Annotated in this window: 11 protein-coding genes; 5 read left to right on the top strand and 6 right to left on the bottom strand. The window is 71.1% G+C overall.

Features of this window, described 5'->3' with window-relative positions:
• Nucleotides 1–44: 44 nt before the first annotated feature.
• The 5 genes from ACIBVQ_RS18750 to ACIBVQ_RS18730 all read right to left on the bottom strand — a co-directional run bounded on the left by ACIBVQ_RS18750 (nt 45) and on the right by ACIBVQ_RS18730 (nt 6,508).
• Nucleotides 45–410 carry a DUF488 family protein gene (locus ACIBVQ_RS18750; RefSeq protein ID WP_362916883.1) on the bottom strand — a complete coding sequence of 122 codons (366 nt, stop codon included), beginning with the start codon at nt 408–410 and terminating at the stop codon, nt 45–47.
• Between the two features lie 270 nt (nt 411–680).
• Complete coding sequence (locus ACIBVQ_RS18745; protein ID WP_399178770.1) at nt 681–3,524, bottom strand: BTAD domain-containing putative transcriptional regulator; 2,844 nt, start codon at nt 3,522–3,524, stop codon at nt 681–683.
• A 122-nt stretch (nt 3,525–3,646) separates the two neighbouring features.
• Nucleotides 3,647–4,663: an alpha/beta fold hydrolase gene (locus ACIBVQ_RS18740; RefSeq protein WP_362916879.1), complete on the bottom strand. Its 1,017-nt coding sequence runs from the start codon at nt 4,661–4,663 to the stop codon at nt 3,647–3,649.
• Nucleotides 4,664–4,980: 317 nt separating this feature from the next.
• Nucleotides 4,981–5,298: a molybdopterin synthase sulfur carrier subunit gene (locus tag ACIBVQ_RS18735; RefSeq protein ID WP_399178768.1), complete on the bottom strand. Its 318-nt coding sequence runs from the start codon at nt 5,296–5,298 to the stop codon at nt 4,981–4,983.
• A 67-nt stretch (nt 5,299–5,365) separates the two neighbouring features.
• Nucleotides 5,366–6,508 carry a globin domain-containing protein gene (locus ACIBVQ_RS18730; protein ID WP_399178766.1) on the bottom strand — a complete coding sequence of 381 codons (1,143 nt, stop codon included), beginning with the start codon at nt 6,506–6,508 and terminating at the stop codon, nt 5,366–5,368.
• Nucleotides 6,509–6,977: 469 nt separating this feature from the next.
• On the opposite strand from ACIBVQ_RS18730, the gene ACIBVQ_RS18725 reads away from it, so the two are divergent.
• Nucleotides 6,978–7,664 carry a gamma-glutamyl-gamma-aminobutyrate hydrolase family protein gene (locus ACIBVQ_RS18725; protein WP_352012562.1) on the top strand — a complete coding sequence of 229 codons (687 nt, stop codon included), beginning with the start codon at nt 6,978–6,980 and terminating at the stop codon, nt 7,662–7,664.
• A 15-nt stretch (nt 7,665–7,679) separates the two neighbouring features.
• Here the strand turns inward: ACIBVQ_RS18725 and ACIBVQ_RS18720 are convergent, their stop codons facing one another.
• On the bottom strand, nt 7,680–8,297 hold the full coding sequence (locus tag ACIBVQ_RS18720) for a class I SAM-dependent methyltransferase (RefSeq protein ID WP_386189289.1): 618 nt from the start codon (nt 8,295–8,297) through the stop codon (nt 7,680–7,682).
• Nucleotides 8,298–8,558: 261 nt separating this feature from the next.
• Here ACIBVQ_RS18720 and ACIBVQ_RS18715 point away from each other — a divergent pair, with 261 nt between their 5' ends.
• From ACIBVQ_RS18715 to ACIBVQ_RS18700, 4 genes are all read left to right on the top strand, one after another.
• Nucleotides 8,559–8,978, top strand: coding sequence for a hypothetical protein (locus ACIBVQ_RS18715; RefSeq protein WP_352012560.1), 420 nt, complete (start codon nt 8,559–8,561; stop codon nt 8,976–8,978).
• A gap of 389 nt (nt 8,979–9,367) precedes the next feature.
• Nucleotides 9,368–9,802 (top strand): DoxX family protein, encoded by a 435-nt coding sequence (locus ACIBVQ_RS18710; protein ID WP_352012559.1) that lies wholly within the window; start codon nt 9,368–9,370, stop codon nt 9,800–9,802.
• Nucleotides 9,803–10,064: 262 nt separating this feature from the next.
• Nucleotides 10,065–10,619, top strand: a complete 555-nt coding sequence (locus ACIBVQ_RS18705; protein WP_352012558.1) for a CDP-alcohol phosphatidyltransferase family protein — start codon at nt 10,065–10,067, stop codon at nt 10,617–10,619.
• Between the two features lie 3 nt (nt 10,620–10,622).
• Nucleotides 10,623–13,124 carry a mannose-1-phosphate guanyltransferase gene (locus ACIBVQ_RS18700; protein WP_352012557.1) on the top strand — a complete coding sequence of 834 codons (2,502 nt, stop codon included), beginning with the start codon at nt 10,623–10,625 and terminating at the stop codon, nt 13,122–13,124.
• The last annotated feature ends 155 nt before the right edge of the window (nt 13,125–13,279 follow it).

The following is a 13,279-nucleotide window of genomic DNA, read 5'->3' as shown; positions in this document are numbered from 1 at the left end:
GGTTGGTCACTGTTTGCGATCTACGGGGAAAAGCAAGGCGAAGATCAGTGCGGGACCGTGGCGAGCAGGTGCCGCAGGTGGTCCCGCAGGACCACGGCGTTGTTGTGCTCGGTGTCCCGTGCCGAGTACAGCAGGGTGACCGGCCCCTTCCTGGCGGCGTCGAGCAACGGCCGTACGGCCTCCGGGTTGGCCTCTAGCTCCCGCAGGTAGCGGTCACGGAACTCGGCGAACCGCTCGGGGCGATGCCCGAACCATGTCCTCAGCTCCGGCGAGGGCGCGACGTCGCGTGTCCAGCCGTCGAGCCTGAGGTCCTCCTTGCGCACGCCCCTCGGCCACATCCCGTCCACGAGGAAGACCGCCCCCGTGGTGGGTTCGGGATCGTACGCCCTGCTGATCGTGATACTCCCCATCCTCCGGACCTACCCGTCGCCGGTGCCGTGAAGCCGTACCAGAGGTTATGAGGATTTTGTGAGGGATCTGCCAGAGAAGGTTCCTAGATTCGTCCTCGCCTCACCGAAACGCCTCACCGAGACAAGAAAGACGAGGACGAATGGACATGACCATGTGTGCCGTCACGAAGGGACCGTCGGACCCGGCGCGGACGTTCGCCGGGCGCGGGGGCGCCGGCCACGGGGACGCGGTGCGGGACGACGGCGTCCGCATCACCCGTGGCGTTCGCATCACCTGATCCGGGCCGGGGAGGGGTGGACGGGGGTGTGCGCCCCTCCCCGGTTCTCAGCCTCGGCCAGGCGCAGCCGTACGGCCGCCGCCCGGTCGTCGTCGAGCTCGGCGAAGATCTCCGCGGCCTCCCGCCAGTGCGCCCGAGCCGCCTCGTGGTCGCCGGAGTCGCGCAGGACCTCGCCGAGCAGGTCCAGGATCTCGGCCTCGTCCAGACGGTCGTCGAACTCCCGCATCACCCGCAGCGCCTGCGACAGCAGGACGCAGGCCTCCTCGTGCCGGCCGAGCCCGGCGTTGGCCGTGCCCAGCACGCGCAACGCCTCACCCACGCGATAACGGTCACCGAGCTCGGTGTAGCCGTCGAGCGCCGCCCGCGCGCCGGCCAGCGCCTCGTGATGGCGGCCGAGTTCGTTGTCGTTCCTGGCCAGGTCGTTGAGCGCCTCGGCCTCAAGACGCCGGTCACCGCTCAGCCTGGCGATCTCCAGCGCCCGGCCGTAGCACGACGCCGAGTCGGCGAACCTGCCGAGCCTGAAGTAGGTGGCGCCCATGTTGACCAGGACGTCCCCCTCAAGCCCCGGCTCCCCGATCCGCCGGGCCACCGCCAGCGCCTCCTCGTAGTGCGCGACGGCCTCCTCCGGCCTGCCGAGCAGCGCGCTGACCCAGGCCAGGTGGTTGAGGGCGAACCCCTCCTCGTACGGCTCACCCGCCCGCCCGCTCGCCTCGGCCGCGACGCGGAAGACGGTGGCCCAGGCCTCTCCGGGCACGTGCAGGTCGAGGAAGGAGGCCAGCAGCCGGGGAATCCGCCAGGCGGCCTCGTGCCGGTCAAGCGACGCCGCGCGCCGGGCGGCGGCCATCAGGTTGGGCAGTTCCTCCTCGTACCAGTCGACCGCCTCCTCGGGACCGCCGAAGCTCGGCAGGCTGAGCCCGGGCGGAACCGGCCCGTGTCCCGAGTCCCACACGGCCGGCGGCAGGTGTTCGGCGGCGGCGCGGGCCGCGTGCAGGTACCAGTCGAGCACCCGGCCGAGCGCGGCCTCCCGCTCCCGCCGGTCCTCTCCCTCCCCGGCCCGTTCGGTGGCGTAGTCGCGCAGCAGGTCGTGGAAGTCGTACCGGCCGGGGAAACGGGACCTGAGCAGATGGTCGGCGGTGAGCCGGTCGAGCAGCGGGGTGACCTCCGCGAGGCCCGCGCCCATCAGCGCGGCCGCGGCCCCGGCGCTCACCTCGGGTCCGGGGTGCAGGCCGAGGAGCCGGAACAGCCGTGCCGCGTCCTCCTCAAGGGCGCCGTAGGTCCACGAGAAGACCGTGCGCAGGTCGGTGTGCCCGCCGTCCCCGGCGTCGAGCGCCGACAGCCGGGTCGCCTCGTCCCGCAGGTCGGCGACGAGCCTGCCGAGCGGCACGGCGGGGAAACGCGCCGCGCGCTCGGCGAAGATGCGCAGCGCCAGCGGAAGACGGGCGCACCGTTCGACGGCCTCCGCGACCGCCTCCGGCGCGGCGGCGACCCGGTCCCGGCCGAGGACCCCGGCCAGCAGTTCCGTCGCCTCCCGCTCGGACATCTGGTCGAGTACGACGCGCCGCGCGCCGTACTCGACGACGAGGCCGCGCAGCTGGTTGCGGCTGGTGACGACGACCACCCCGCCGGAACCGGGGATCAGCGGGCGGACCTGCTCGCTGCTGCCCGCGTTGTCGAGCATCAGCAGCGTCCGCCTGCCGCTCAGCAGCGTCCTGAACAGGGCGGAGCGCTCGTCGAGACCGGCGGGAATCCGGCCCGCCGGGGTGCCGAGGGCCCGGAGCAGCGTCTCCAGTGCCTTGGCAGGGTCGACGGGCGGTTCGGGGCCGTAGCCGTGCAGGTCGAGGTAGAGCTGCCCGTCGGGGAAACGGTCGGAGATCCGGTGCGCCCAGTGGACGGCCAGCGCCGTCTTGCCGGACCCCGCGGTCCCCTGGAGGGAGACGATTCTCGGCCCCGTCGTGGGAACGTCCTTCCCGAGCAGCAGGTCGAGCGCGGCCAGCTCGGTCCTGCGACCGGCGAAACCCGGCGTGTCGGGCCGCAACTGCCGGGGGACGGGAGCCTCCTCACGCGGCGCGGCTGCGGGTGCCCGCAGAGACCGGCCGGGCGACTCACCGGCCAGGATCGCCTGGTAGGCGGCGCGCAGCGAGGGGGCGGGATCGACACCGAGCTCCTCGGCCAGCAGCTCACGCAGTGAGTGGTAGGCCTGGATCGCCTCCGCGTGACGCCCGCAGCGGTGCAGCGCGAGCATCAGCAGCTCCCAGAACGGCTCCCGCAGCGGGTGGGCACGGGTCAGCTCGCGCAGCGGGGTGACCAGCTCGGCGTGCCCGCCGGTGCGCAGCCCGATCTCCAGGCGTTCCTCCTGCAGGCGCAGCCACTCCTCGGTGAGCGGCCCGACCTCCTGGTCGTGGAGCACGGCCGAGTCCACGTTGGACAGCGCCGGGCCCCGCCACAGCCCCGCCGCCTCGGACAACGCCCGCGAGGCCGCGGCCAGGTCGCCCGCGGCGGCGGACCGCCGCCCGCTCTCCGCCAGGGAGCGCAGCCGCAGCAGGTCCAGCGACCCGGCGTCGACCTCGGCCCGGTAACCGTCGGGAAGGGTACGGATGACCTCACCGGGTTCCAGTTGCCGCCGCAGCCGGTTGACGTAGCTGTGCACGGTCGCCCTGGCCCTGGCGGGGTCGTCCGTCTCCTCCTCCCACAGCCAGGAGACAAGCCGGGAGACCGGGACGGTCTCACCGGGGCGCAGCAGCAGACCGGCCAGCACGACACGCAGCTTGTTGCCGCCGACCGGCACCTCCCGGCCCTGGGAGATTACGGTCAGCGGGCCGAGTACACGAAATCTCACACCATCACCTGTGACGCGGAACCGACGAGCCCGCCGTCCGGTCCTGGGACGGCGGAGGCGGCGCGCCACACGCTACCGCCGCTCGGCCCCACATGCCTCCTTGTACGGCGGAGGCGGGCGGCTCAGGCGTCCCGGGCGAGCAGTTCCTTGAGCGCGTCGTCGATGAAGGCGGTGTCCACCGGGTTGAGGCCGCCACCCGCGAAGTGCCCCCACGAGCCCGGGATCACCCGCAGTTCGGCCGAGGGCATGTGGGAGACCTCCCACTCGTTGTCCTCCGGCGGGAAGTAGAGGTCCTGCCGGCCGGGCATGATGATCGCGGGCATCCTGATCGAGGACAGCGCCTGCTCGGTGCCGCCGGCCCCGGGGGTCTTGCCGATGTCGGCGTTCTGCCAGGTCCACAGCATCGTGAGCAGGTTGTTCGCGTCGCGTTTGACGAACAGCCCCTCCCAGAAGCCGACGAGGAAGTCCTCAAGCGAGCCGTAGTCGAACGGGTCGCGCTCGTAGGTCCTCTCCCGGTAGAACTGCTGGGAGAAGCCCCAGCCCGCGTAGACCCGCGCCAGCGCCCGCAGGCCGGTCCAGGGCTCCTCGGTGTACCAGCCGTGCTTCCAGGCGGAGTCGGCGGTGAGCGCGGCCTTGACCCCCTCAAGGAAGACGATGTTGTGCAGGCTGGTCCTGGCCGAGCCGCAGAAGGGCAGGATGCGCCGCACCATCTCGGGATGGCTGACCGCCCACTGGTAGGTCTGGCCCGCTCCCATCGACCAGCCGGTGACCAGCGCGAGACGCTCGATGCCGAACACCTCGGTGACCAGGCGGTACTGCGCCTCGACGTTGTCGTACATCGTCACGTCGGGGAAGCGCGCCCTGTCGTGCGGCGGCGGGGTGTTGCTCGGCGACGACGACAGGCCGTTGCCGAACATGTTCGGGATGATGATGAAGTATCTCGACGGGTCCAGGGCCATGCCCTCGCCGATCAGCCACTCGTTGTCGTAGTGCTGGCCCGAGTACCACGTGGGGTAGACGATCGCGTTGCCCTTGTCGGCGTCGAGCTCGCCGTAGGTCTTGTAGGCGAGCTTCGCGCCGGGTAGCGTCGCGCCGTTCTGCAGCCGCACGTCCCCGAGTTCGAACACGTCGTAGTCCATCGTGGCCTCCCTCGCCGACCACCGGTCCCGGCCGTCCCAACCCCCTCATGGTAACCGGGACACTTCGGACAATCAGGAGGTAGGCGGGGATCTGACCTGCCCTTTCCCCACGCCGTACCCGCCCCCGCGCCACAAGCCCGCGGCGCGGTCCGAGACCACCGGGGTCGCCACCCGTACCGGGCGCCGCGCGAGTCTTCTCTTCGTGGGGGTTCTCGGGGCGCGCGACGGCCGGGTGGCGCTCTGGCGGGAGTATCAGGACACCGCGGGCATCGCGCGGGCCCTCGGAGCGGGCTGACCCCGCGCGGGGAAGGGCGCGCTCAGCCCACCCGGGACAGGACGGGGAGCAGGTGGACCTCGGCGGCCGAGGGGAGGGCGCAGGCGAGCCCGCCGAGCCCCCTGGCGTTCTCGCCGCAGACGAACACGCTGATGTGACGGCGCATCCGCCCGTGGTCGTCGCGGAGCCTGCGCTCAAGCGACGGGTGGGTACGGCAGAGCGTGTCGAGGGCGGCCCCCAGGGTGGGGCGGCCGCCGTCGCGGTCGGCGACCGCGAAGACGCGAAGCTCGACCATGTCGCCCGCCCAGCGTCCCAGGGCTGAGGGGAACACGAAGGTGACGAGTGTGGCGGACCTGGTCAACGTTCTTCCTTTCCGATGCGGCCTCATGCTGTCACGGCGCGGGACGCCGCGTCCCGCGCTCAGCCGGTCAGGTATGGCAGTGGGCGCCCCGGCGCCGTCCCTCCTGGGGGCGGTCCCGGTGGATGTCCGCGGGCGGGACCCCACCGCGCTGGAGCCTGAGGATCGTCTCCTCGACCATGTCGTCGGGTCCGCAGACGTAGACCTCGTGCCCGGCCCACGGCCGCAGGCGGTCGACGACCTCGGGCAGCCGCCCCCGTTCACCGCCGTAGCGGGGCTCGTCGGAGACCACGGGCACCACTTCGAGCCTGGGCACGCGTGAGCGCATCCTCATCAGGTCGGGCAGGTCGTAGAGCTCGCGCGAGGTGCGGGCGCCGTACAGCAGGCGGACGCGGGGCGGGGTGGCGTCCGAGGTGATCACGTGTTCCACGATGGCCTTCAGCGGGGCCAGGCCGGTGCCCCCGGCGACGCACAGGATGTCACGTCCGCGCTCGGGCGGCGTCATCGTGCCGCCCGGCGCGCCGAGCGTCACCGTGTCCCCGATCCGGGTGTGCCCGACAAGGGCGGAGGAGACCCAGCCGCCGGGGACGGCCCTGACGTGCAGGCGGACGGTGTTGTCCCGCCTGGGCGCGTTGGCGATGGAGAACGGGCGCCACACCCGCGGCCAGCGCGCGGTCTGCACGTCGACGTGCTGGCCCGGCAGGTACGGCAGCGGCTCGCCGGGCCGCAGGGTTATCACCGCGATGTCCGGGGCGCGCAGTTCGTGACCGATCACCTCGGCGGTCCACCAGGCGGGCGAGGTCCGGGCGTCCTCCTCGGCGGAGGTGATCATGATGTCGGCGGCGGCGGTGTAGGCGGCCAGCCACGCGGCCTCCATCTCGGGGCTCCACACCTCGGAGGCGAAGCGTCGCACCGTGGCCAGCAGGGCGCTGCCGAGCGTGGTGTAGTGCTCGGGGAGCACGCCGTACCTGCGGTGGCCCCGGCCGAGCTCGCCGAGGAACGACGACAGGCCGTCGAGGCTGTCGAGGCTCCACACGATTCTGGTCAGCGCGCCGAACAGGCGGTCGCGCTGGGTGTCCATCGCCGGGGGGAACATGGCCCGCATGTGCGGGTTCTCCGCGAACAGACGGCCGTAGAAATACGCGGCGGCCTTGTCCGCGACGGGTTCGATGACGGCGAAGCTTTCCTTCACGAGACGCGGATTCAAGGACATGGACGGAACCCACCCTAATTGACCGGATCGAATGTCCGATCACGCAGACCTACCTCCTGACGAATCCGGGTGATGAGCGTCCTGCGGCCCCGGCGCACCAGAGCGCTCGCATTTGAGTCTTCCATCACCATGTGAGGCTCACAACGTGTTCTCAGCAATATGGCGGGAATTCAAACTATCTGTAATTGCGAGACTATTTTTGGCGATCGTGCTATAGGAGTGGCCTGGGTGGTTGCAAATCGTATTTATCCGAAGTTTGTTATTTATCCCTTGTGTGGGTGTTTGCCGTGTCGCCTGGTGCGGCCCGTCCCGTCCCTGCGTGGCGACGGCGCGGTGAGACGACACTGAGACCTTCAAAAGCGTGACATAACCGAAATAGGGTGCGCCATGATAGGGAAGTTGCTGAAGACGGGACGGGTGCCGCCCGGAACGGGGACGCCGCCGTCGCATGGCCCCCTTGGAGTTCCACATGCCCCGACCCCTGATCGGTGTCACCGCTTACCTTGAGGCCGCCCGCTGGGGCGACTGGGTCCGCGAGGCCGTCCTGTCGCCCCCCTCCTACGTGCGCGCGATCGAGAAGGCGGGCGGGATCGCCGTACTGGTCCCGCCGACGAACCCGGCCGCGGCCGGCGACCACGTGCGGCGTCTGTCCGGGCTGGTCCTCGCGGGCGGTGGCGCGCTCGACCCCTCCCTGTACGGCGCGTCCCCCGAGGGCCGCGCGGGCGCGCCCCAGCCCCACCGCGACCGGTTCGAGCTCGCCCTCGCCCGCGCCGCCGTACGGGAGGGTCTGCCGTTGCTGGCCGTGGCCAGGGGCATGCACGTCCTCAACGTCGCCCAGGGCGGCTCGCTGATCCCGTGGCTCTCCGACGAGGTCGGTCACGACCGTCACTCCGCCGCGGGCCGGGAGCACCTGATCCAGATCAGCGTCTCAAGCGGCCTGGGCAAGGCGGTCGGCGACCACGCGGAGGTGACCGCGCCGCACCACCAGGCCGTCAAGAGGCTGGGTGAGGGGCTGCTCGCCGTCGCGTGGGCCGACGACCAGATCGTCGAGGGGGTCGAGCTTCAGGGGCACCCCTTCTGCGTCGGCGTCCAGTGGCACCCGGAGCGCGCCGGCGACAACCGGCTGTTCGAGGCGCTGGTCCAGGCGGCGCGCTGAGGTGCCCCCGAGGTGTCACAGGTCGCAGGCGCCTGCGGTGTCGAGGCTCCGAGGCCTGCGCACGTGGTAGACGAAGGCGGGGGGAAGGTTGCCCCAGACGGTCCTGCCGACGACGACCTCCTCGAAGGTCTCGTGCAGACGGCGCCGGAAGCGCTGCGCGGGCCGCATGCGCTTGGCGAAGCTGTAGGCGAAGGTCGTGAAGGCCGTGTGCGGGCTCATGGTGGCCACGACGGCGTCCAGCAGGCGCGTCTGGGTGTCGGCGGAGAAGGCCGCCCAGGGCAGGCCGCTGATGACGGCGTCGGCCTTCTCAAGACCGCGCTCACGCAGCATCTCGGGCAGCCGCGCCGCGTCGCCGACCACCACGTCCACCTTCGGGTGCCGCTCCGACAGGAACGAGGCCAGCGCGGGATTGATCTCCACGGCCAGGTGGTGCCCCCTGCCGTTCAGCCGCCGCTGGATCTCCGCGGTGAACGCCCCCGTCCCCGGGCCCAGCTCGACGATCACGGGATCGCCCCGCTGGGGGACCGGGGTGGTCACCGTCTCGGCCAGCCGCCGTGAGCTCGGCGCCACCGCCCCAACGGTTCCCGGGGAGCGTAGCCACTGCCCCAGAAAGAGCGTGGTGTCTTTGGTCATGCTGTGAAGGGTAGAGGCTGAAGCGGGCGGAATGGCCCCGTAATCCGATTGATTTTCCTTCCGCCATGAGGAGGAGAGGGCCGACCTACCTCAGGAGGAGAGGCGCGGGCGCCGCGAACGGGTTCCGTCCCGGCGCCGTCCCCGGAGCACGGCGAATCCGCCACGCGGCGGATCGGCGGGTACCCCTGGAGGCTGACGACCCGGCGGATCCGCGCGGCCACGATGTGTCCCTGAACAGTCATTGCAGGAAGGACACATCTCATGCAGGAGGGCATCACCCGGCCGCTCGCGGCACCGGAGCGCTCCGTCTCCGCGGGCCTGCTGTACGGCCTGCGCGTTCTGGTGACCGCGCAGGCCGTCGGTCTGATCGTCGCGGCCTCCTTCGCGGGCCAGGCCGTACAGGGCGGAGCCGATCTGGCCGAGACCCACGTCATGGTCGGGATGGTGGTGCACCTGATCGCACTGCTGCAGACCGTCGCGGCCGTGCTGTTCTGGCGGCCGGGCCGAGGCGCGGGATGGCCCGCGGCGGCCAGCGCGGGCCTGCTCCTGATCGGCATGGGGCAGCACTTCACCTGGAACCTGCTCGGCACACACGTGCCCAGCGGGCTCACCCTGTTCGGGCTGACCGTGGCCCTGCTCGTCTGGGTCTGGTCGCCCCGCGCCGCGGTCCGCGGCCGCTGAGGCGCGGCGCGGGCGGTCTCCCGGCCCGCGCCTCGCCCGACCCCCGGAACCTCGGAAGGCCCGGGACGCACGAGACGGATCCGTCTCGTGCGTCCCGGGCCTTCGCCGTGCCGCCAGGGCCGCCCGGAGACGAAGGTCGTTGACAACGACAGTTGCGAATAGTTGGATGTTATGTGGGTCAAGGAACATCCGTGGCCGGGTCCGTCACCCGCCGTCCTTGTCGCCCGTTCGGTGACGATCGAAGTGCTCGTGCTGTGAAAGCACAGTTCCGGCCCCATTTTTGGCGTTTGTGCAGCGCCGTACCATGCCCAAATAGTTCAACGTTCAACCAAACGTCGACCTGTGGGTGCCGGTTCATCAGTGAACTACATCGCAACAGGAGAAAAGTCATGCTGGAGAGAATCGGGCCTTACACCCTTTTGCTCGCCCGGGTCGTCATCGGCATCGTGTTCATCGCGCACGGCCTTCAGAAGCTCCTCAGCAGCGGGATCGACGAGGTCACGGCCGGGTTCACCCACCTCGGCATCCCCCTCGCCGCCGTGGCGGCCCCGGCCGTGGCGGGCAGCGAGGTCCTCTGCGGCCTCGCCTTCATCCTCGGCGCCGCCCTGCCTGTCGCGGGCGTCATCCTCGCCCTCAACATGGTCGGCGCCTACGTCTTCGTCCACGCGGGCAAGGGCTTCTTCTCGCAGCAGGGTGGGTTCGAGTACGTCCTGGTCCTGTTCGCCATCTGCCTGGCGATCGGGTTCAGCGGCGGCGGGGCGCTGGCCCTGGACAGGCTGTGGCGGCGTGACCGCTCCCCGGTCGCCGTGGGAGCCGCGAACTGAGCCGTTGCGGCGGGCCGTGACCGGGTCCGCCGAATCCTCCCCGGGTGCGGGACGGGCGACACGCCCGGCCCGCGCCCGCGGCACACTCCCCCCACGACCTCGAAGAACCTTCACAAGGTTCCTGCCGAAGCTGTGAAGAGACCTGTGGTGCCCGTCACCTGCGGGATGCCGCGGCGAACGCAGTAGGGTCGGCTTCAGGTACGGGGAGGGAGACATTCGGGTGAATCCGGAAGCATCGGGTGCCGAAGACCGCATTTTGACGGTGCCCAACGCGCTGAGCCTGGCCCGGCTTGTCGGAGTCCCGGTCTTCCTGTGGCTGGTCCTCGGGCCGAAGGCCGACAGCTGGGCCGTGGCGCTGCTGATGCTGGCCGGCCTGTCCGACTGGCTCGACGGCAAGATCGCCCGCGCGTGGAACCAGACCAGCAGGCTCGGCCGCCTCCTCGACCCGCTGGCCGACCGCCTCTACATCCTGGCCACCCTCTTCGGCCTGGCCATGCGCGAGATCATCCCCTGGTGGCTGGCCCTGGCGATCCCGCTGCGCGACGTCATGCTGCTGGGCATCCCGCCCATCCTGCGCCGCCTGGGGTACGGCCCCGCGCTGCCCGTGCACTTCCTCGGCAAGGCCGCGACGGCCAACCTGCTCTACGCCTTCCCCCTGCTCTTCCTCGCCCACCACGACGCCTGGTACGCCGGGCCCGCCCGCATCGTCGGCTGGTCGCTCGCGATCTGGGGCACCGGACTGTACTGGTGGTCCGGGGCGCTCTACTGGGTACAGGTGCGTCAGCTCATACGCGGAGCCGGACGCATTAAGAGGTGATGTGTGAAGGCCGTCGTGATGGCGGGCGGGGAGGGGACTCGGCTGCGGCCGATGACCGCCAACCAGCCCAAGCCACTGCTACCAGTGATCAACCGGCCGATCATGGAACACGTGCTGCGCCTGCTGAGGCGGCACGGGTTCACCGAGACCGTGGTGACCGTGCAGTTCCTGGCGGCGCTGGTCCGCAACTACTTCGGTGACGGCGACGAGCTCGGCATGAGCCTGTACTACGCCACCGAGGACACCCCTCTCGGCACGGCGGGCAGCGTCAAGAACGCCGCGGACAAGCTCAGGGACGAGCCCTTCCTGGTCATCTCCGGCGACGCGCTGACCGACATGGACCTCACCGACATGATCCGCTTCCACCGGGAGAACGGCGCGCTGGTGACGATCGGGCTCAAACGCGTCCCCAACCCCCTGGAGTTCGGCATCGTCATCGTCGACGACCGGGGCAGGGTCGAGCGCTTCCTGGAGAAGCCGACCTGGGGCCAGGTCTTCTCCGACACCGTCAACACCGGCGTCTACGTGATGGAGCCCGAGGTCCTCGACGAGATCGCCGCGGGCGGGGTCGTCGACTGGTCCGCCGACGTCTTCCCCCGCCTGCTGGCGCGCGGCGCCCCGCTGTACGGCTACGTCGCCGACGGTTACTGGGAGGACGTCGGCACCCACGAGAGCTACCTCAGGGCGCAGGCGGACGTGCTCTCCGGGCGGGTGAGGGTGGACATCGACGCCTTCGAGGTCTCCCCGGGTGTCTGGGTGGCCGAGGGAGCCTCGGTCGACGCCGACGCCGTGCTCAAGGGCCCCCTGTACGTCGGCGACTACGCCAAGGTCGAGGCGGGGGCCGAACTGCGCGAGTTCACCGTGCTCGGCAGCAACGTGGTGGTCAGGGAGGGCGCCTTCCTGCACCGCGCCGTCGTCCACGACAACGTCTACGTCGGCCCGAGCGCCCACCTGCGCGGCTGCGTCGTCGGCAAGAACACCGACCTGATGACCGGGGTCAGGATCGAGGAGGGCGCCGTCGTCGGCGACGAGTGCATCATCGAGGCCGAGGCGTACGTCTCCTCGGGCGTCAAGGTCTACCCCTTCAAGACCGTGGAGGCCGGGGCGGTCGTCAACACCAGCGTCATCTGGGAGCCCAGGGGCCAGCGCAGTCTGTTCGGCCCGCGCGGCGTCTCCGGCCTGGTCAACGTGGAGATCACCCCCGAACTGTGCGTACGGCTCGCCAGCGCCTACGCGACCACGCTGAGGAAGGGCGCCTCGGTCATCACCTCCCGGGACTCCTCCCGGGCGGCCAGGGCGCTGAAGCGGGCCGTGATCAGCGCGCTGACCGCCAGCGCGATCAACGTGCTCGACCTGGAGGCGGCCCCGCTGCCCGTCTCGCGCTTCCACACCGCCAGGGAGAACGCGGTCGGCGGGATCGCGCTGCGCACCACCCCGGGCGACCCGCAGAGCGTGGACATCGTCTTCATGGACGAGCACGGCGCCGACCTCTCCCAGGGCGCCCAGCGCAAACTGGAGCGGGTCTTCTCCCGCCAGGAGTTCCGCCGAGCCTTCCCCGGGGAGATCGCCGAGCTGAGCTTCCCGGCCAGGGCGATCGAGGACTACACCTACGAGCTGCTGCGCTGCGTGGACGTCACCGGGGTGCGCGACGCCGACCTGAAGGTCGTCGTCGACTGCGCGGGCGGCACCTCCTCACTGGTGCTGCCCAGCCTCCTGGGCAGGGTCGGCGTCGAGGTGCTCACCGTCAACAACCGCCTGGACGACGCCTCGCCGACCGAGACCCTCGCCGAGCGCCGCCGGGCCCTGCAACGCCTGTCCGAGCTGGTCGGCTCGGCCAGGGCGGCCTTCGGCGTGCGCTTCGACCCGGTGGGGGAGCGGATCGCGCTCGTCGACGAGACGGGCCAGCTGATCAGCGAGGAGCGCGCCCTGCTGGTCGTGCTCGACCTGGTCGCCGCAGAGCGGCGCGGCGGCAGGGTGGCCCTGCCGGTCACCACGACCCGGGTGGCCGAGCAGGTCTGCCGCTTCCACGGCGTGCAGGTCGAGTGGACCTCGACCGCGCTGGACGCGCTGACCACCGCGGCCAGGGCGGAGGGCATGGTCTTCGCCGCGGACGGGCGGGGCGGCTTCGTGGTACCCGAGTTCGGCCCGACGGTCGACGGCCTGGCGGTGTTCCTTCGGCTGCTCGGCCTGGTCGCCAGGACCCGCCTTTCGCTCAGCCAGATCGACGCCAGGATCCCGCAGGCCCGGTTGCTGCGCCGTACGGTCCCCACGCCGTGGGCCGCCAAGGGCGTGGTGATGCGCTCGGTCATCGAGGCCGCCGAGCTGTACCGGATAGACACGACCGACGGGGTGCGCGTCGTGGCGCAGGACGGCAGCTGGGCGCTGGTGCTGCCGGACCCGGCCGAGGCGGTGACCCACCTGTGGGCGGAGGCGGGGGACGTCGACTCGGCGCAGAGCCTGATCGAGCACTGGGCCAGGGTCGTGGAGGGGGCGGCGGCGACCTGAGGTCTCCCCTGGGATCCCCGGCCCGGAGAGCGCGAAAACCCAGCGCGGCGGCATGGACCGGGGCGCCGCCCGGCGGTAACTTTGTCCTCGACCGAACCCGTCCTCGAGCGTCGGACTTGATCTTTCTCGCTATTCGGTGTATGTTGCGGCATTCG

This window comes from Streptosporangium sp. NPDC049376 (genome assembly GCF_044466505.1).
Lineage (GTDB): Bacteria > Actinomycetota > Actinomycetes > Streptosporangiales > Streptosporangiaceae > Streptosporangium.
This window is presented reverse-complemented; position numbering and strand designations above follow the sequence as displayed.

What these genes read in the sequence shown, in the direction of transcription:
- ACIBVQ_RS18750 (WP_362916883.1), bottom strand. Translation starts at nt 410, where the DNA reads ATGGGGAGTATCACGATCAGCAGGGCGTACGATCCCGAACCCACCACG.
- ACIBVQ_RS18740 (WP_362916879.1), bottom strand. Translation starts at nt 4,663, where the DNA reads ATGGACTACGACGTGTTCGAACTCGGGGACGTGCGGCTGCAGAACGGC.
- ACIBVQ_RS18730 (WP_399178766.1), bottom strand. Translation starts at nt 6,508, where the DNA reads ATGTCCTTGAATCCGCGTCTCGTGAAGGAAAGCTTCGCCGTCATCGAA.
- ACIBVQ_RS18725 (WP_352012562.1), top strand. Translation starts at nt 6,978, where the DNA reads ATGCCCCGACCCCTGATCGGTGTCACCGCTTACCTTGAGGCCGCCCGC.
- ACIBVQ_RS18720 (WP_386189289.1), bottom strand. Translation starts at nt 8,297, where the DNA reads ATGACCAAAGACACCACGCTCTTTCTGGGGCAGTGGCTACGCTCCCCG.
- ACIBVQ_RS18715 (WP_352012560.1), top strand. Translation starts at nt 8,559, where the DNA reads ATGCAGGAGGGCATCACCCGGCCGCTCGCGGCACCGGAGCGCTCCGTC.
- ACIBVQ_RS18710 (WP_352012559.1), top strand. Translation starts at nt 9,368, where the DNA reads ATGCTGGAGAGAATCGGGCCTTACACCCTTTTGCTCGCCCGGGTCGTC.